This window comes from Halomonas sp. CnH100-B, from assembly GCF_024124605.1.
Taxonomy (GTDB): domain Bacteria; phylum Pseudomonadota; class Gammaproteobacteria; order Pseudomonadales; family Halomonadaceae; genus Vreelandella.
Window position 1 is genome coordinate 46,490 of record NZ_JAMXRX010000006.1, and the last position, 17,281, is coordinate 63,770.

The window sequence follows — 17,281 nt, forward strand, 5'->3', positions numbered from 1 at the left end:
ACTGGGCAGATGAACACTCGTTAGCCGCATTGGCGGCTGACCTATGGAACAGGAGGCCGCCCGTGGCGGAGCTGAGAAGCGAAGAAGAGCAGCTAGAAGTCGTCAAACGCTGGTGGAAAGAGAACGGAACCTCGCTGATTGCCGGTGCCGTTCTCGCTGCGGCGGGCGTCTTTGGTTGGAATGCGTGGCAGAACTATCAAGAAGGCAAGGCGGAAGCCGCCTCTGCCCGTTACCAACAGCTCATCAATATGACGGCTGGCACGACCTTGGAAGGCGATCAGCTAAGCGCAGCACAGACGCTGATCGATGAGCTCACCGACGACTACGGCAACACGCTGTATGCCGAACTGGCACAGCTCTTGGAGGCTCGTCTTGCCGTTGAGCAAGACGACCTGTCCACCGCCAAGCAGGCGCTGCAGGACGTCGCCAGCAACTCCTCGCGCCGCTATGTACAAAGCGTAGCTTGGCTGCGTTTGGCACGCATCGAAGTGGCACAGGGCAACCCCGATGCTGCGCTGGCGCTGCTCGATCAGCCCATCTCTGACGCGCTGGCGGCCCAACAAGCCAACGTACGCGGCGATGCCTTCCTCGCGCAAAATCAGCCCGAGCAGGCGCGCGAGGCATGGCAAACCGCCCAGTCACTCGCCCAAACGAAGAACCAGCCGCTTTACGGCGTGCAGTTCAAGCTTGACGATCTCGGCGCCGAGGAGGCGACACAGTGATGACGACTAGCCTGTCAAAACCGCTCTTTTCCAAACATCTAATGCGCACCACCCTGGGTGCCGTGGCGTTGGCACTGTTGGCTGGCTGTGCCAGCAAAGGTGAGCCTGCCTTCACGCCCAAAGAGCTGCGCAACTTCGATGAAACGTCATCGCTGGACAGCGTTTGGGATCGTCACGTTGGCGATGGCTTCGGCCGCGCCCGCTACCCCATCGCCCCATCGCGTGAGGGCGATACGGTCTTCGCCGCCGACGCCAACGGCCTGGTCGCCGCGTTCGATGCCAATAGCGGCGAGCGTGAGTGGGAAATCGAGCTGGATAGCCCGGTTTCCAGCGCGCTGAATGCCATTGCCGGTCAAGTGTATCTCGGCACCCGCAACGGTGAAGTGATTGCCCTCGACCAGCGAGACGGTAGCGTTGCTTGGCGCTCGCGGGTCTCCAGCGAAGTGTTGGCGGCCCCGCAGGCCAACCAGCAATTGTTGTTGGTTCAGAGCGTGGATGGCCAAATCACGGCCCTGGATCGCGCCAGCGGTGAAGAGCGCTGGGTCTACACCAGCTCGCAGCCTGCCTTGACGCTACGCGGCACCGGAACGCCGATGGTCATCGATCCTGTCACCTTCGTGGGCTTGGCTAACGGACGCTTGGCCACGCTGGATAACCGCAGCGGCCAAGCTCTGTGGGATATGCAGATTGCTACCCCACGCGGACGCAGCGACGTCGAGCGGCTGGTGGACCTGTCCGGTCAGCCGGTTCTCAGCCCCGATGGACGCCTATTCGTGACTAGCTACAATGGACGTGTGGTCGCCCTGGAAGCCACCCGTGGCGGTGTCTTGTGGGAAACCAACCTTTCTAGCCGCCACACGCCAATTCTGGTGGGCAACTTCTTGTTCGTGGTCAGCGACGACAGCCACGTCGTGGCCCTCGATGCCAACAGCGGTCAGGAAGTTTGGCGTAACGACGATCTCGAAGATCGCTGGCTCACCGCTCCCGCCTTTGCCGATGGCCGTATCGTCGTGGGCGATTTCGAAGGCTATGTCCATCTGATCGACGCCCGCGATGGCAACCTGGTCGGCCGCACCCGAATCGATGATTCAGGTATTAGCGTGCGCCCGGTCACGGAAGGCAGCACCATTCATGTCCAGGCCAACAATGGTCGCCTGGAAACCCTGGAAGTCACTCCATGACACCCGTCATTGCATTAGTCGGTCGCCCCAATGTGGGCAAATCGACGCTGTTTAACCGTCTGACCCGCTCGCGCGATGCGCTGGTGGCAGACTTTCCTGGCCTGACCCGTGACCGTAAATACGGTAACGGCATGCTGGGTGGAAAGGCGTACACCGTCATCGATACCGGCGGTATCAGCGGTGACGAAGAAGGCATCGATGCCGCGATGGCCGAACAGTCCCTCGCGGCCATCGACGAAGCCGATATCGTGCTGTTCTTGGTCGATGCCCGCGCCGGGCTGAACGTTGCCGATGAAGCGATCGCCAATCACCTGCGCGTCAATCAGAAGAAAACCTGGCTGGTGGTCAACAAGACCGACGGCTTGGAAGAGCACTCGGCCATGGCCGACTTCTGGAAGCTAGGCTTGGGCGACCCCTGGCCGATTGCGGCCGCTCATGGCCGCAACGTATCGCTGTTGATCGATACGGTCCTCGAACCTTTCCCTGAGCGGGATGCCAGCATCCCCGCCGACACGGGCACCAAAGGCATTCGCATTGGCGTCATCGGCCGCCCCAACGTAGGTAAGTCCACGCTGGTCAACCGCCTGCTCGGTGAAGAGCGCGTGGTCGTGTTCGATGAAGCGGGCACTACCCGTGATGCCATCGAAATTCCCTTCGAGCGCAACGGCAAGCCGTACGTACTGATCGACACCGCCGGCATTCGGCGGCGCAAGAACGTGCGCGAAATCGCCGAAAAATTCTCGATCATCAAGACGCTGGATGCGATCAAAGAGAGCCACGTGGCGGTCATGGTACTGGATGCCCGCAGCGGCTTGGTCGAGCAGGATCTGCACCTGCTGGATTATGTGCTCACCACCGGCCGTGCGCTGGTGCTGGCCGTGAACAAGTGGGACGGGCTGGAGAGCGAAGCCAAAGAGAAGATGCGCGCCGATATCAAGCGACGTCTGGGCTTTGCCGACTACGCCGAGCTGCACTTCATTTCCGCCCTGCACGGTACGGCGGTGGGCGATCTGTACCCCTCCATCGAGCGGGCGTTCAACGCCGCCAACGCGCACTGGTCGACCAACCGTCTCACCACGCTGCTGCAGGATGCGGTCAGCCAGCATCCACCTCCCATGGTGAATGGACGCCGCATCAAGCTGCGTATGGCTCACCAGGGTGGCAGCAATCCGCCGATTATCGTGGTACACGGCAACCAGACGGCCTCGCTGCCCGAGGCATACCGCCGCTACCTGACCAACACGTTCCGCAAAGTGTTGAAGGTGCGCGGCACGCCGATGCGCTTCGAGTTCCGCTCGGGCGATAACCCGTTCGATCACATGGCGGGCGCCAGCGATAAAGAGAAAGCCAAAAAACGCGAGCTCAACCGCACCAAAGAGGCGCGCAAGAGCCGCCGTTAAGCGTTATCTCTCACCTCAACGCCCACTGACGATTCAGTGGGCGTTTTTAATGCTCTTCCTCCCGCAAATCTGCTTGACAGACACCACTGCCCGCTCTCAAATAGCGGCGCTTTTCGACACCTGCCCTGTAGATACCTGCTCTATCACTCTTGCCCTTCTTAGGAGGGACTGACATGCACGACGCTGTTCGTCGCGGACGCGGCTTGGTTTTACTGCTGCTGGCGACTCTCTTGACCGGCTGCTTGGCACTGCCCCAAACGGGACTGTTTGCTTTTCGCTTAGCGGTCACCTCACTCGGCATCGAGGACGTACGCATTGGCCCTTATAGCGTCAATGCCGGATTGGACACCAGCGATCTATCGAGTTTGCTGGCCTCTAGCCTGGGTGCTGGAAGCTTGCCGGTGCAAGCGACCCTGGCGATGGGGCTTGGCCTGCCCGCTGGCATGCCTCCGGTGGAGATGTCGGGCTTTCGCTGGACGCTGGACATGCCCGGCGTCGACCCCGTACAGGGCAACTATGCCCAGAACGTGACGCTCACCTCAGGGGAAGATTCCAATCTCCGCCTGCCGGTGGCTTTCGATGTGCTGGCTGCCGACCAGCAGCACATGACGCCGATGCTAGAGCTGGCGAGCCAACTTGCCAGCCAAGGGGAGCTGCCTGCGGGCAGTGAGCTGGCCATCACCCCAGGGGATTTGCGCGGCCTGGGCATGACACTGCCCGCTGGTCTGCTCACCCCAACCATTCGCTTGAACGTGGGCGCCGACGGGCAGCTCATCCCCCAACGCTAAGGCTTGCCCAGCGCGTCACTCACCCCGCTCATGCAGCCGTTTGCGGCCCACGTACTGGGCCGCAAACTGCCACGCCGTCCGGCCGCTTCGCCCGCCGCGCAGTGTGGCAAAGCGAATCGCTTCCGCCCGCGCAGCCTCATTCCAGTCCTGTTTTCCGCCGATACGCCCTACCCAGTGTTCGCATACCTCCAGGTACGCCGCTTGGCTAAACGGATGAAAGCCTAACCACAGGCCGAAACGATCCGAGAGGGAGATTTTCTCTTCCACCGCATCGCCGTGATGTAATTCGTCACCCACCAGCCGTGAGCCGCTGTTGTCCTCCATCGACTCCGGCAGCAGATGGCGACGGTTCGAAGTGGCATAGAGCAACACGTTATCCGGCGGCCCGGTCAGCGCACCATCCAGCACGCTCTTGAGCGCTTTGTAGGCATCGTCGTTGCCTTCAAACGACAGATCGTCGCAATACACCACGAAGCGGTGCGGCTGATGACGCAACTGTTCTACCAACAGCGGCAGGCTTGCCAGGTCGTGACGGTCGACCTGGATCAGTCTCAAGCCTTCATCGGCGAGTGAATTGAGCAACGCCCGTATCACCGACGACTTACCGCTCCCCCGGGAGCCCCATAGCAGCGCGTGGTTGGCGGGCAGACCCTGCAAAAAGGCGCGGGTGTTATCGACCAGCGCCTGCTTCTGACGCTCGATGCCCAGCAGATCCTCCAGCGTCATGGTGTCTCTTGGGGGCACCGGCACTAGCCGCCCGCCCAGTGGGTGGCGTTGCCAGATGGCGGCCACGTGATGCTCCCACGCAACCGGCGTGGGCGCTGGCGGCAGCCAGTGGTCGACATGATCGAGTAACCGCGCTAGGCGCTGGCTTAATTCGGCATCCATCGTCATCCTCAGAGTGCGTTATGATAGGGTTGATTTACCACTGCCAGTGGTTATCTTGTGTGCAAGGATCCCTACTCGTCTATAAGGAAACTGTCTATGCGTTGGCTTCGCCCATTAGCGGTTACGGCGCTCTGCGCCTCGATCGCCGCTTGCTCGACGTCACCCACCGGTCGTTCACAGCTGCTGCTGCTCTCCGATGATCAGCTCAATCAAATGGGCCAACAGGCCTTCGCCGAATATCAGCAAAACATTCCGACTGCGGGTCAGGCGAGCCACCGTTACGTGCAGTGCATCACCAATGCCATTGTCGACGTGCTTCCCAACGAGCAGCGCGACCTGGATTGGCAAATTCGTGTGTTTGAGTCCGAGCAGCCGAACGCTTTTGCTCTGCCTGGCGGCTACATGGGTGTGAACACCGGTATGCTGGACATCGCCACCAGCCAGGACCAGCTCGCCTCGGTGGTCGGCCATGAAATCGGCCACGTGCTGGCGCGCCACGCCAACGAGCGTGCTTCGACACAAAGCGCCACGTCGCTGGGCCTTTCGGTCATCTCCAGCACGTCGGGCATGCAGACACCGGCAGGCCAGCAGTTGATGGGTGTGCTCGGCTTGGGGGCCGAGTACGGCATTGCGCTACCTTTCTCCCGCCGTCATGAAAGCGAGGCCGATGTGATAGGCCTACAGCTCATGGCGCAAGCGGGCTTCGACCCGCGTGAAAGCGTCACGCTATGGGAAAACATGCAGGCCGCGTCGGGCGGCGGTGCGCCTCCTGCCTGGATGTCGACGCACCCCAGCCAAGGCCAGCGGATTCAAGGCCTGCAAGCCAATATGGAGCAAGCGCTGGCCACCTACGAGCAGGCTCGCAACAGCGGCCGTACTCCTAACTGTCCGCGACCGTAGCGGCCATTCGAGGCTTTCATGATCCGATTGGGTTTACTGCTGTTAGTGCTGCCGATTCTGGTGCTGCTAGGCGTTTACTTTTGGGAGTTGGGGGACGTTCGCGCCTGCCAGCTCGATGGCGGCTACTGGAACTACCTGGAGGGGGCTTGCTACGACACGCCACAGCCCTTCGTGTCGTGGCTCGAGCGTTCACCGCTGCTGGTGAACGGCGGCATGCTGCTATCCGTGGTGGGGTTGGTGATGTGCATGGTGGGCTTTTATACCAAACCGCGTTAGACCGACCCTTTCTCTCGCTCTCGTGAGCTCACGACGACAGGATGGGGGCACTCGCCCCCATCGTCCTGCTCACTCATTGAGAGACTGGCGGAGCAGCGAGCGCACGCTGGCCGTTTCCGGTCGAACGTTGCGCCATAGAAAGAACGATTCGGCCGCCTGCTCGACCAGCATGCCCAAGCCATCCAGCCGTTTCGCCCCGCGCGGTTCCGCCCACTGAAGAAACACCGTCGGCTCAGCGCCGTACATCATGTCATAGGCCCAGGCGCCTTCGGCAAACAGCGTCTCCGGCAGCGGCGGCAGCTCGCCTGAAAGGCTGGCACTGGTGCCGTTGATCACCAAGTCGAATTGCCCGTCGATGGATGCAAAACCGCCGCCCTGGAGAGTGCCCAGGTCGGCAAACGCGTGGGCCAGCTGCTCGGCTTTCTCCGCCGTGCGGTTGACGATGACGACCTCACTGGGCTTCTCCGCCAGCAGCGGTTCCAATACGCCGCGCACCGCGCCTCCTGCGCCGATGACCAGCACACGCTTACCCGCCAGAGGGACGCGGTGATAGGCCAAATCCCGCACTAACCCGATACCGTCGGTGGTATCGCCATAGGTACGCCCGTTACCGCCCACAATCAGCGTATTCACCGCCTGGGCGCGCTTGGCGCGGTGACTCAGCGTATCGCAGAGTGCAAAGGCATCGCCTTTGAAGGGCACGGTGACGTTCGCACCACGGCCGCCGTCGGCGACGAATGCTCGCCAAGCATCAGCAAATCCCTCCACAGGGGCGAGCTCAGCGGTATAACGCATGGCTTGCTGGGTTTGACTGGCAAATTCCCCATGGATCAGCGGGGATTTCGAGTGCTTAATAGGGTTGCCAAACACGCAGTAACGATCAGTCATCGACGCTCCTTAGGCGTTGCTCTGCTGGGCGGCTTCGGCCAGCCAATCGCGGGGCACCAAGTAGTCGTGCAGCGCGGCCTCACGACTGCCTGCGTCAGGGGTAAAGGCGTACTCCCAGCGGGCCAGCGGCGGCATGGACATCAAAATTGATTCCGTACGCCCGCCGCTCTGCAGGCCAAACAGCGTGCCACGGTCCCATACCAGGTTGAACTCGACATAGCGACCGCGGCGGTAGAGCTGGAAGTCGCGCTCGCGCTCGCCCCAGGCGTCCTGCTTACGGCGCTCGACGATGGGCAGGTAAGCGTCCAGAAAGCTATCGCCTACCGCGCGCTGAAACGCAAAACACTCTTCAAAGCTGCCTTCGTTCAAGTCATCAAAAAAGAGTCCGCCGACGCCGCGGGTCTCCTCGCGGTGCTTCAGATAGAAGTAGTCGTCGCACCACGCTTTGTAGCGCTCGTAAACGCCCTCACCAAAGGGCGCGCAGGCGTCACGCGCGACCTGATGCCAGTGCACCACGTCCTCGAACACCGGATAGTAAGGGGTTAGGTCGAAGCCGCCGCCAAACCACCACACCGGCGGCTCGCCCTCTTTTTCGGCAATGAAAAAGCGCACGTTGCCGTGGCTGGTGGGTACGTTGGGATTTTCTGGGTGCATGACCCAAGAGACGCCCACCGCATGAAAGCTGCGCCCGGCCAGCTCGGGCCGGGCTGCGGTCGCAGACGGCGGCAGCTGCGCACCGTGGACATGGGAAAAATTGACGCCGCCTTTTTCAAAAATAGCGCCCGACTCCATCACCCGCGAGCGGCCTCCGCCGCCCTCTTCGCGCTGCCAGCTATCCTCTTTGAACGCGGCCCGCCCATCGGCGGCGGCAAGCCCTTCACAGAGGCGCTCCTGAAGATCGAGAAGGTACGCTTTAACGTCGTCTAGGTGCTCGTGGGCCACGGTAACTCCTGGTGAGGTGAATCGTGAATCGTGAATCGTGAATCGTGAATCGATGGCAGTGTGACGAAGTCGGACGGCTAGTCACGCATCACTTTGCCGGTCACCAAATCGCGGATGGTGCTGGGTTTGGCATTGCCGCCCAGTTCGCCAGCCACGATGGCGGCGACCTCCTCCCCAAAAATGGTAGAGACCTCGCCTGCGCTCATGGCAGGAGGGTCGCCGGCTCGGTTGGCGGAGGTAGAGACGAGTGGGCCACCAAACGCTTCGCACAGCGCTTTCATCAGCGGGTGGTCGGTCACGCGTAACGCGACACTTTGGTGAGCACCACGCACTAAGCCGTGGCTTCTGCCGTTATCGGGCACTAGCCAAGTGTTAGGGCCAGGCCAACTGGCGGCCAGCGGGGCATGCAGCGCAAGGGGTAGATGGGTCAGCCAGGGCTGAAATTGCTGAATGCTCGCCGCCACCAAGATCACGCCCTTGGCCGGGTCGCGCTCTTTCATGCGCATCAAATGCGCCAGCGCTTCGTCGTTATCGGGATCACAGCTCAGCCCCCATACCGCCTCGGTAGGGCATGCGATCACACCACCTGCGCGCAGCGCATCTACCGCCGCTTTCACGTCAACCGCCGGTTTCATAGACGCTCCTGATAAGCTCTCAGCCAATCCAACAAAGGAGGCTGCATCTTACCACGGGGCCGTCATTCTCACCCAGCCGCCCGCCTGCTGCGTCGCCTGCCCTTCCAGCTCCAGCATTAACAGCCGCTGTTGGCAGGCGCTCACCGAGAGACCGGTGGTCTGCACCAGCAGATCGATCGGCGTTGGCGAGTCTCCCAGCGCATCGAGCAACGGATCACCGCTGGCCGTCGAAGGGCTGTCGGGTCCGTGAGACGTCGTCTCACCGTGCGTCGTCGTCTCTACGGGCAGGTAGTGGGGCGCCCATTGCTGCAACTCTTCGAGCATATCGTCCACATGGCGCACCAGCGTGGCCCCGCTACGCAGGAGCTGTAGGCAGCCACGGGCTTGTACATTGTGCAGCGAGCCTGGCAGCGCGAATAGCTCACGCCCTTGCTCTACCGCTAGGCGAGCGCTCACTAGTGAGCCGCTTTTCTCGGTGGCTTCGACCACCAGCGTGCCGAGTGATAGCCCGGTGACGATACGGTTACGGCGAGGAAAAAAGGCGGGACGGGCAGTCGTGCCCGGCGGGTGCTCGGACAGCACCAAACCGCCGGGCTGGGTACTGAGCTGTTCGTAGAGATCGCGATGGCGCGCGGGATAAATGACATCGATGCCGCTTCCCAGCACGGCAATGGAGGTGCCACCCGCCTCCAGCGCTGCACGCTGGGCAACCCCGTCGACACCCAAGGCCATACCGCTCACCACACACCAGCCGCGCCCAGCCAATTCACGGGCAAACGCTTGAGCGTTACGGCTACCCTCCGACGTGGGCCGCCGCGTACCGACCATAGCGATGCCCGGAGCGCTCAGGGCGCGTAAATCCCCCTGCGCCCACAGCACCACCGGTGGGTCAGGAAGCTGATTGAGTAACTCAGGCCAATCGGGGTGATCGCGGTGCAGCAGATGACGATCGGGCGCGCCTTGCAGCCAGGTCAAGGTGTCGTCCACCGCGTGTTGCAGAGGGCTGCGCGTCGGGTGAGCGAGCCACAGGCGTAACGCATTGGCGGCACTGCTGGGCAATGCCGCTAACCAGCCTTGCGGCCACGACGGCTGACGCGCCACCAGTTGTGCAATGCGCGTTGCCCCCATTCCAGGCAGTGCATGCACTGCCAGCCACTCCTTGGCATCCATCGCTGTTCCCTCTTGTAACGGATGATTCGTTCGTTAGCGCGCGGGCGAGCGCACGCTGTCCCCGACGGCCAATACCCGTGACGCCTGCATGACGAGGGCATAACTCATCTGATTGTAAAGCCGGAAAACCATCACCAGCCCCGCTTCGGTATCGGGTAGGCGCAGCAGCTCTTGGGTGCGAGGATCGGTGACGAGCTCGCCCTGCTGATCGACACGCAGTACGTGCCCAGGCTGCAAGCCATCCTGGGTGCCTAGGTCCAGCGCAACGATCTGTAGGCGTCCAATAAAACGTACCCCACCCGGTACCGCAACGATCTGGCCCGACACGTCATTCAACGGTGCGCGGGGAACGAACGCGTCGCTCAGCTCACGATCCTCAAGCGGCAGCAGAATGTCGTCGTTACGCACTTCCTGATAGGCGCTGAGCACCTCGACCCGGGCGATATCGCCCTCGCTGCTGACGTAGCGCGCTTCGCCAATATTGATCAACTCATCGCCCAATCGCGTGCCATCGGCCGCGACATAGGGCTCGCCCGGACGATAGATCCCCAAGCGCGTGCGCTCCGGCAGCTCTCCACGCACGTACAGCGTATCGCCTGCCCCGCTAATCAGGCGCTGGTTGTCGCCACCCACCACGTAGGCCAGCGCCTGTAGGTTCTCATCTGGCTCGACCACGCGATGCTCACGCAAAAAGGCGCGCACCAGGTCCATCGGAATCGGCGTAATGGCTTCGCGCTCCGGCACGGTGCGCATTTGCGGCGAGAGTTTGACGACGCCCTGGCCACGCTCCAACGTGACGCAGGGCTGGCCTTCGCAGGTGCCCAGTAGCAGCACGTCCCCAGGATAAATGAGGTGAGGATTGCGCACCTGAGGGTTTGCCCGCCACAGCGACGGCCACTGCCAAGGAGAGTGAAGGTATCGGGCCGAGATGTCCCATAGGGTGTCGCCAGGAACCACTTCGTAGCGCTGCGGAGCATCGCGGCGTAAGCCTTCCAGGGCCCAGACAAGTTGGCTGGTCAGCAGCCCCCACGTTAAGAGCACGCCAAAGACGCTATAATAAAGAGGCTTTCGGGCCACCATCCGGTTCTCTCCAGGCAGTCGTTGGTGAAGCAGTGGAAGAGGGCCACACGGTGTCGCGCGTGCCCTGTCACGCTATCAGCATGTTATAGTGGCCCATAGTAAAGCAGTTAGGCGCGCTGACACAGGTTCGCCGCTAACTCATCTTAAAGACTCAGCATAACGGTGATTGTAACGCCATGGCCAAACTTCCTATTCTCGAATTCCCCGACGAGCGCCTGCGCACCAAGGCGGTACCGGTGGAAACCGTTGACGACGAGGTCCGCCAGCTCGTCGACGATATGTTGGAGACCATGTACGACGCGCGCGGCATCGGCCTTGCCGCCACGCAAATCGATGTCCATCGCCGCGTGGTGGTGATGGATGTCAGCGACGATAACTCCCAACCGCTGGTGCTGATCAACCCGCGCTACGAGCCCATTGGCGATGCCAAAGAGCCGCTCTCTGAGGGCTGTTTGTCGATCCCTGAGTACTACGCCGAAGTGCCACGCTACCTGAAAGTGAAGCTCAATGCGCTGGACCGTCACGGGGAGCCTTACGAGCTGGAAGCAGATGGCCTACTGGCCCACTGCATTCAACATGAGTACGACCATCTGGAAGGTGTGCTGTTTGTGGATTACCTCTCGCCGCTCAAGCGCGATCGGGTGATGAAAAAAATGCAGAAGCGCCACAAGCTGATGAACGACGCCTAACCGGCACCTCATCACCTGGCCACTGGCCGAGCTGACACGCTGCCCCGCAGGCTTCTGCCTGCACGATAGCGCTGCCTCTCGGCCTTTGTGCGTTTCATAGATGGCACTTTCTCTCTTCTCTTAGGGGTTCTCCACCATGTCACCGTTACGCGTTGTTTTTGCTGGCACGCCAGACTTCGCCGCCTCCAGCCTTGCCGCCGTTCTCGACAGCGAACACGAAGTGGTGGCGGTTTACACCCAGCCCGACCGCCCTGCTGGTCGAGGCCGCAAGCTCACGCCCAGCCCGGTCAAACAGCTGGCACAAGCGCACGGCCTGCCGGTGTATCAACCCGTCAGCTTGAAAGACGCCGATGCGCAAGCCGAACTGGCGGCGCTGAATGCCGATGTGATGGTGGTGGTCGCCTATGGGCTGCTGCTGCCCCAAGCGGTGCTGGATACGCCACGTCTAGGCTGCATTAACGTGCACGCCTCGCTGCTGCCCCGCTGGCGCGGCGCGGCGCCGATTCAGCGCGCCATCGAAGCCGGTGATAGCACCTCCGGCGTCACCATCATGCAAATGGATGCGGGGCTGGATACCGGCGCCATGCTGTACGAAGTACGCACCCCGATCACCTCCCGCACCACGGGCGGCGACCTCCACGACCGGCTAGCTATTCAAGGCGCTAATGCGCTGGTGACCGTGCTCGACCAACTGGACAGCGGCAGCCTCGACGCCACGCCGCAGCCTGATGAGGGCGTGACCTACGCCGCCAAGCTCAGCAAAGCCGAGGCCGAGCTCGACTTTAGCCAGCCCGCTGAGCAGTTAGCGCGTAAAATTCGTGCCTTCAACCCGTGGCCGGTGGCTTGGTGCCCCCTGGGGAACGATCGTCTGCGGCTGTTGATGGCCAGCGTCGAACCTGGCGAGCAGCCGCCAGCCGCGCCTGGCACGCTGTTGGCACATGGCGACGAACACCTGCGCATTGCTTGCGGTGCCCAGGGCCAGGAAGTGCTGTGCGTCAGCCGTGCCCAGCTACCCGGCGGCAAAGCCATGGCAGTGCGTGATCTTTTGAATGCCCGCCAAACGCCCTTGAGCGAAGGTGTTCGCCTTGGACAGCCCTCACAGCCATCCTCGCAAGGAGCGCGCCCATGAGCGAGCGACCCGCCAAAAGCGGCAGCGGCTTGGACGTCCGCGCGGCGGCGGCCAGAAGTCTGGTGCCGGTTCTCACCGATAAAGGCTCCCTGGCCGGGCTCGATGAGCACAGCGTCATCGCCAGAGACCGCGCACTGCTCAAAGAGCTTTGCTACGGCACCTGCCGACGCTTGCCGCGTCTTCAAGCGCTGGCCAGCCGTCTGTTGAAGCAACCCTTCAAAAAGCGCGATGCAGATGTCCAGGCGCTGCTGCTGATCGGTATCTATCAGCTGCTCTACATGCGTACGCCTGCCCACGCCGCCGTGGGGGAAACCGCTGGCGCTGCGCGTCTGCTGGAGAAAGAGTGGGCCACCCGCGTGCTCAACGGCTGCCTGCGCCGCCTACAGCGCGAAGCCGACGCTCTGCAGGCCGAAGTCGACCGGGATGAAAGCGTAGTCCTGGAGCACCCACAGTGGCTGCTAGGCAAGCTGCGTAACGCTTGGCCAGATCAGTGGCGCGCCATTGCCCGGGCCAACAATGAGCCGGGACCGATGACGCTGCGTGTCAACCAGCGTCACAATGATCGTGAAGCGTACCTGCAGCAGCTCACTGAACAGGGCTTGAACGGCCAGCTCTGCTTGCACGCCCCCGATGGCATTACGCTGACTCATCCCTGCGATGTCTCGGTGCTGCCTGGCTTCGACCAGGGCCATGTCAGCGTGCAGGACGAAGCCGCACAGCTCTGCGCCGCGCTGCTTGGCCCAGCGCTCGCCCCACGGCCGGGTGCCCACGTCTTGGATGCCTGCTGCGCGCCCGGCGGCAAAACCGCCCACTTATTGGAGCAGTTCGATATTGCGCTGACCGCGCTGGATAGCGATAACCAGCGGCTGGCCCGCGTCGACGACACGCTCAGTCGCTTAGGGCTCAGTGCCGAGCTGAAACATGCCGATGCCACCACCCGCGACTGGTGGAGCGGCACGCCGTTTGACGCCATCTTGCTGGATGCCCCCTGCTCCGGCACCGGCGTGATTCGTCGCCACCCGGACATCAAAGCGCTACGCCGTAAAGAGGACATTCGCCAGCTCGCCAAGCTGCAGCAACAGCTGCTGGATAATCTCTGGCCGCTGCTACGGCCCGGCGGTACGCTGCTCTACGCCACGTGTTCGGTGCTTCCCGAAGAGAACGCGGCACAGATCGATGCGTTTTTGGCCCGTACCCCGGATGCCCACGCCACCACACCCCATGACGTGGCCTGGGGCGAACAGAGTGGCCAGGGGCGCCAGCTGTTTCCCGCTCAGAACAGTCACGATGGCTTTTTTTATGCCAGACTAGAGAAGCGACCGGCCTAGGCGTTTCGCCCTGTGCCACCTGTTCATGACACGCAAGGAGATAGCATGAGTCATCACACTTATAAGCATATCGAGCTCACCGGTTCATCCGAAAAAGGGATCGAGGACGCCGTGCAGAACGCTCTGGCGAAAGCCTCCGAGAGCGTTCACAACATGCGCTGGCTCGAAGTCACCGACACCCGCGGCCACATCGAAGATGGCCGCGTGGCCCACTGGCAGGTCACCGTGAAGGTGGGCTTCACGCTGGAATAATCCCTACCTGCTTTTCGACGGCGGCTGGTTTACACTGGCCGCCGTCTTTATTGCAGCGCACACCGCCAAGCGGCCATGCGCTGGCGCTTATAACGGAACCGATGCTCAGCGATGAAAATCATCATTCTTGGCGCCGGCCAGGTCGGCGGCACCCTTGCGGAGCACCTCGCCCGCGAGGAGAACGACATCACCGTCGTCGATACCGACGGCGCAAAACTGCGCGAACTGCACACCAAGCTGGATATCCGCACGGTGACCGGCGCGGGCTCCTACCCCATCGTGCTGCGCCAAGCGGGCTGCGAAGACGCCGACATGCTGATTGCGGTGACCAACACCGACGAAATCAACATGATCGCCTGTCAGGTGGCCCACACGCTGTTTCGCACGCCCACCAAAATTGCCCGGGTGCGCTCCACCGCCTACCTCACTCGTAAAGGGCTATTCGCCCATGAAGCGATCCCCATCGACGTGCTGATTAGCCCCGAGCAGGTGGTCACCGACCACGTGCGCCGCTTGATCGAACACCCGGGCGCGCTGCAGGTGCTGGAGTTTGCCGGTGGCTTAGTGCAGCTGGTGGCGGTGAAGGCCTTCTACGGCGGCCCGCTGGTGGGCCAGGATCTGGCGTTTTTGGGCAAGCATATGCCCAACGTGGAAACCCGCGTGGCGGCCATTTATCGCCGCAACCGGCCGATCATTCCCCGGGGCGACACGGTGATTGAAGCCGACGACGAGGTGTTCTTTTTGGCCGCCCGCCGGGATATTCGCGCCGTAATGAGTGAGCTGCGCAAAGTGGAGCGGGACTTCCGCCGCGTGGTGATTGCCGGGGGCGGCAATATCGGCGAACGGCTAGCAGAGCACTTAGAGCACAGCCATCAGGTCAAGATCATTGAGCATAGCCTGGAGCGCTGCACCACGCTCTCCGAGCGGCTGGATCGCACCGTGGTGCTCCACGGCAGCGCCACCAGCAAGCGGCTGTTGGAAGAGGAGAACATCGAAGACTGCGATATCTTCTGCGCGCTGACCAACGACGACGAAGTGAACATCATGTCGTCGCTGCTCGCCAAGCGGCTGGGGGCTAAGAAGGTGCTCACGCTGATCAACAACGCCGCCTACGTGGATTTGGTGCAGGGCGGCGATATCGACATCGCCATTTCCCCTCAGCAGGCCACCATCGGCAGCCTGCTGACCCACGTGCGCCGGGGGGATATCGTCAACGTACACTCCCTGCGTCGGGGCGCGGCGGAGGCCATCGAGGCCATCGCCCACGGCGATAAACAGTCGTCGAAAGTGGTGGGCCGTACGATCCGCGAGATCGACCTACCCGATGGCACCACCATTGGTGCCATCGTACGCGGTAAAGAAGTGCTCATCGCCCATGGTGACGTGCGGGTGGAGAGCGGCGACCACGTGATTCTGTTCGTGATCGACAAACGGCGCATTCGTGACGTGGAGCGCCTGTTCCAGGTCGGGCTAACGTTTTTCTAAGGAGCGCGCCAGCGTGATGACACAGCCACCACCGAGATCAACAGCGCTATGAGTTTGCGGGTCATTCTACGTATTTTGGGCCTGCTGCTGATGCTTTTCAGCCTGACGATGCTGCCCCCCATGCTCATGTCGCTCTGGTTTCGAGACGGCGTCTGGCACGCGTTCATGAGCGGCATTGGGATTACCGTCATGACGGGGCTGTTTCTCTACCTGCCCAACCGCCGTGCTCACAAAGAGCTACGCATCCGCGACGGGTTCATCATCGCGGCCATGTTCTGGACCGTACTCGCGCTGTTCGGCTCGCTGCCGTTGATGCTGTTTGGCGAAGGCTCGCTGAGCATGACCGATGCGGTATTCGAGTCGTTTTCTGGCCTGACGACCACCGGGGCCACGGTGATTACCGGTATCGACTTTTTGCCCGAATCGATCCTCTACTATCGTCAGCAGCTCCAGTGGCTAGGTGGCATGGGGATCGTCGTACTGGCCGTGGCCATACTGCCCACCCTCGGCGTCGGGGGCATGGCCCTGTATCGCACCGAAATTCCGGGGCCGCTCAAGGACTCCAAGCTCACGCCTCGGATTACCGAAACCGCCAAAGCGCTCTGGTACATTTACGCGACGCTCACGTTTGCCTGCATGGTCGCCTACATGCTGGCGGGGATGAACTGGTTCGATGCCCTAGGCCACAGTTTCTCCACCGTCGCCATCGGCGGGTTCTCCACCTACGATGCCAGTATCGGCTACTTCAATAGCGCCGCCATCGAGTTGATCTGCATCGGCTTCATGCTGATTTCGGCCTTCAGCTTTAGCCTGCACTTCATTGCCTGGCGGGAAAAGCGTCTGCTGCACTACTTCCAAGACCCCGAAGCCCGCTTTCTGATGCTGTTTTTAGCCGGGCTCACCACCATTACCGTGATCACCCTATGGCTCACCGACACCTACGACGACATCGTGGGGCTACGTCATGCGCTCTTCGAGGTGGTCTCGGTGGCCACGACCGCCGGCTTTGCCGTAGCAGACTTTTCCGGCTGGCCAGGGGCACTGCCGTTCCTACTGTTCGTAGCCGCGTTCGTGGGCGGCTGCTCGGGCTCTACCGCCGGGGGGATGAAGGTCATCCGAATCATCCTGATCCTGAAGCAGGGGATGCGTGAGGTCATGCGTCTGATTCACCCCAACGCGGTCATCGCCGTCAAGGTCGGCAAAGTGAGCGTGCCCGATAGCATCGCCCAGGCCGTGTGGGGATTTTTCTCCGCCTATGTGATGCTGTTCTTTTTAATGCTGGTGGGCGTGATGGCAACGGGCGTCGATCAGGTAACGGCGTGGTCTACCGTAGGCTCTGCGCTGAACAACCTGGGCCCGGCACTCGGTGAGGCCAGCAGCCACTATGGCGATTTACCAAGCCTCGCCAAATGGATCCTAGTGCTGGCCATGCTGCTGGGCCGCTTGGAAATTTTTACGGTACTGGTGCTGTTTACCCCGGCGTTTTGGCGGCGTTAAACGCACTGCTGGTGACTTTTTTTGAGATTTT

General features: G+C 61.9%; 18 protein-coding genes. 12 read left to right on the forward strand and 6 right to left on the reverse strand.

Annotation, left to right across the window (positions count from 1 at the left end; translation table 11 throughout):
• Positions 1-62: 62 nt before the first annotated feature.
• The 4 genes from NH398_RS14000 (at position 63) to NH398_RS14015 (ending at position 4,091) form a co-directional block, all read left to right on the forward strand.
• A complete protein-coding gene (locus NH398_RS14000) occupies positions 63-722 on the forward strand; it encodes a tetratricopeptide repeat protein (RefSeq protein ID WP_159341184.1) in 660 nt (219 codons plus the stop codon).
• Entirely contained in the window at positions 722-1,903 is a 1,182-nt protein-coding gene (bamB, locus tag NH398_RS14005; RefSeq protein ID WP_253019030.1) for an outer membrane protein assembly factor BamB, read from the forward strand. Before NH398_RS14000 ends, bamB begins: the two co-directional genes overlap by 1 nt.
• Complete coding sequence (gene der, locus NH398_RS14010; protein WP_159341182.1) at positions 1,900-3,303, forward strand: ribosome biogenesis GTPase Der; 1,404 nt, start codon at positions 1,900-1,902, stop codon at positions 3,301-3,303. The genes bamB and der overlap by 4 nt, the downstream gene beginning before the upstream one ends.
• A 173-nt stretch (positions 3,304-3,476) precedes the next feature.
• Positions 3,477-4,091: a hypothetical protein gene (locus NH398_RS14015; protein ID WP_253019031.1), complete on the forward strand. Its 615-nt coding sequence runs from the start codon at positions 3,477-3,479 to the stop codon at positions 4,089-4,091.
• Positions 4,092-4,106: 15 nt separating this feature from the next.
• On the opposite strand, the gene NH398_RS14020 is transcribed toward NH398_RS14015, so the two are convergent.
• Positions 4,107-4,979, reverse strand: coding sequence for an ATP-binding protein (locus NH398_RS14020; protein WP_159341180.1), 873 nt, complete (start codon positions 4,977-4,979; stop codon positions 4,107-4,109).
• 96 nt (positions 4,980-5,075) lie between these two features.
• Here NH398_RS14020 and NH398_RS14025 point away from each other — a divergent pair, with 96 nt between their 5' ends.
• Together NH398_RS14025 and NH398_RS14030 are read left to right on the forward strand one after the other, a co-directional pair.
• Positions 5,076-5,879, forward strand: coding sequence for a M48 family metallopeptidase (locus tag NH398_RS14025; RefSeq protein ID WP_159341179.1), 804 nt, complete (start codon positions 5,076-5,078; stop codon positions 5,877-5,879).
• Positions 5,880-5,897: 18 nt separating this feature from the next.
• Complete coding sequence (locus NH398_RS14030; protein WP_159341178.1) at positions 5,898-6,155, forward strand: hypothetical protein; 258 nt, start codon at positions 5,898-5,900, stop codon at positions 6,153-6,155.
• Positions 6,156-6,224: 69 nt separating this feature from the next.
• Here NH398_RS14030 and aroE read toward each other — a convergent pair whose 3' ends face one another.
• The 5 genes from aroE to NH398_RS14055 form a co-directional block, all read right to left on the reverse strand.
• Positions 6,225-7,043 carry a shikimate dehydrogenase gene (aroE, locus tag NH398_RS14035; RefSeq protein ID WP_253019032.1) on the reverse strand — a complete coding sequence of 273 codons (819 nt, stop codon included), beginning with the start codon at positions 7,041-7,043 and terminating at the stop codon, positions 6,225-6,227.
• A gap of 9 nt (positions 7,044-7,052) precedes the next feature.
• The gene (hemF, locus tag NH398_RS14040) at positions 7,053-7,985 is read right to left on the reverse strand and encodes an oxygen-dependent coproporphyrinogen oxidase (protein ID WP_159341176.1); all 933 of its coding nucleotides are present in this window, start codon (positions 7,983-7,985) and stop codon (positions 7,053-7,055) included.
• Positions 7,986-8,062: 77 nt separating this feature from the next.
• The gene (locus NH398_RS14045; protein ID WP_253019033.1) at positions 8,063-8,620 is read right to left on the reverse strand and encodes a Sua5/YciO/YrdC/YwlC family protein; all 558 of its coding nucleotides are present in this window, start codon (positions 8,618-8,620) and stop codon (positions 8,063-8,065) included.
• 48 nt (positions 8,621-8,668) lie between these two features.
• The gene (dprA, locus tag NH398_RS14050) at positions 8,669-9,790 is read right to left on the reverse strand and encodes a DNA-processing protein DprA (protein WP_253019034.1); all 1,122 of its coding nucleotides are present in this window, start codon (positions 9,788-9,790) and stop codon (positions 8,669-8,671) included.
• 33 nt (positions 9,791-9,823) lie between these two features.
• Entirely contained in the window at positions 9,824-10,870 is a 1,047-nt protein-coding gene (locus NH398_RS14055; protein ID WP_253019035.1) for a LysM domain-containing protein, read from the reverse strand.
• A 176-nt stretch (positions 10,871-11,046) separates the two neighbouring features.
• Here NH398_RS14055 and def point away from each other — a divergent pair, with 176 nt between their 5' ends.
• The 6 genes from def to NH398_RS14085 all read left to right on the forward strand — a co-directional run bounded on the left by def (position 11,047) and on the right by NH398_RS14085 (position 17,250).
• Complete coding sequence (def, locus tag NH398_RS14060; protein ID WP_159341172.1) at positions 11,047-11,559, forward strand: peptide deformylase; 513 nt, start codon at positions 11,047-11,049, stop codon at positions 11,557-11,559.
• Between the two features lie 136 nt (positions 11,560-11,695).
• Positions 11,696-12,688 carry a methionyl-tRNA formyltransferase gene (gene fmt / locus NH398_RS14065; RefSeq protein ID WP_253019036.1) on the forward strand — a complete coding sequence of 331 codons (993 nt, stop codon included), beginning with the start codon at positions 11,696-11,698 and terminating at the stop codon, positions 12,686-12,688.
• Positions 12,685-14,016, forward strand: coding sequence for a 16S rRNA (cytosine(967)-C(5))-methyltransferase RsmB (gene rsmB, locus NH398_RS14070; protein ID WP_253019037.1), 1,332 nt, complete (start codon positions 12,685-12,687; stop codon positions 14,014-14,016). Before fmt ends, rsmB begins: the two co-directional genes overlap by 4 nt.
• 45 nt (positions 14,017-14,061) lie before the next feature.
• On the forward strand, positions 14,062-14,268 hold the full coding sequence (locus NH398_RS14075; RefSeq protein WP_159341169.1) for a dodecin: 207 nt from the start codon (positions 14,062-14,064) through the stop codon (positions 14,266-14,268).
• Positions 14,269-14,379: 111 nt separating this feature from the next.
• On the forward strand, positions 14,380-15,753 hold the full coding sequence (trkA, locus tag NH398_RS14080) for a Trk system potassium transporter TrkA (RefSeq protein ID WP_159341168.1): 1,374 nt from the start codon (positions 14,380-14,382) through the stop codon (positions 15,751-15,753).
• A gap of 48 nt (positions 15,754-15,801) precedes the next feature.
• Complete coding sequence (locus NH398_RS14085) at positions 15,802-17,250, forward strand: TrkH family potassium uptake protein (RefSeq protein ID WP_159341167.1); 1,449 nt, start codon at positions 15,802-15,804, stop codon at positions 17,248-17,250.
• Positions 17,251-17,281 lie beyond the last annotated feature (31 nt).

Excerpts from the sequence above, each read along its gene's own strand:
- NH398_RS14085 (WP_159341167.1), top strand. The coding sequence starts at position 15,802 with ATGAGTTTGCGGGTCATTCTACGTATTTTGGGCCTGCTGCTGATGCTT.
- NH398_RS14075 (WP_159341169.1), top strand. The coding sequence starts at position 14,062 with ATGAGTCATCACACTTATAAGCATATCGAGCTCACCGGTTCATCCGAA.
- aroE (WP_253019032.1), bottom strand. The coding sequence starts at position 7,043 with ATGACTGATCGTTACTGCGTGTTTGGCAACCCTATTAAGCACTCGAAA.
- def (WP_159341172.1), top strand. The coding sequence starts at position 11,047 with ATGGCCAAACTTCCTATTCTCGAATTCCCCGACGAGCGCCTGCGCACC.
- rsmB (WP_253019037.1), top strand. The coding sequence starts at position 12,685 with ATGAGCGAGCGACCCGCCAAAAGCGGCAGCGGCTTGGACGTCCGCGCG.
- NH398_RS14030 (WP_159341178.1), top strand. The coding sequence starts at position 5,898 with ATGATCCGATTGGGTTTACTGCTGTTAGTGCTGCCGATTCTGGTGCTG.
- NH398_RS14055 (WP_253019035.1), bottom strand. The coding sequence starts at position 10,870 with ATGGTGGCCCGAAAGCCTCTTTATTATAGCGTCTTTGGCGTGCTCTTA.
- trkA (WP_159341168.1), top strand. The coding sequence starts at position 14,380 with ATGAAAATCATCATTCTTGGCGCCGGCCAGGTCGGCGGCACCCTTGCG.
- NH398_RS14020 (WP_159341180.1), bottom strand. The coding sequence starts at position 4,979 with ATGGATGCCGAATTAAGCCAGCGCCTAGCGCGGTTACTCGATCATGTC.
- NH398_RS14025 (WP_159341179.1), top strand. The coding sequence starts at position 5,076 with ATGCGTTGGCTTCGCCCATTAGCGGTTACGGCGCTCTGCGCCTCGATC.
- dprA (WP_253019034.1), bottom strand. The coding sequence starts at position 9,790 with ATGGATGCCAAGGAGTGGCTGGCAGTGCATGCACTGCCTGGAATGGGG.
- der (WP_159341182.1), top strand. The coding sequence starts at position 1,900 with ATGACACCCGTCATTGCATTAGTCGGTCGCCCCAATGTGGGCAAATCG.
- NH398_RS14015 (WP_253019031.1), top strand. The coding sequence starts at position 3,477 with ATGCACGACGCTGTTCGTCGCGGACGCGGCTTGGTTTTACTGCTGCTG.
- fmt (WP_253019036.1), top strand. The coding sequence starts at position 11,696 with ATGTCACCGTTACGCGTTGTTTTTGCTGGCACGCCAGACTTCGCCGCC.
- NH398_RS14045 (WP_253019033.1), bottom strand. The coding sequence starts at position 8,620 with ATGAAACCGGCGGTTGACGTGAAAGCGGCGGTAGATGCGCTGCGCGCA.
- bamB (WP_253019030.1), top strand. The coding sequence starts at position 722 with ATGACGACTAGCCTGTCAAAACCGCTCTTTTCCAAACATCTAATGCGC.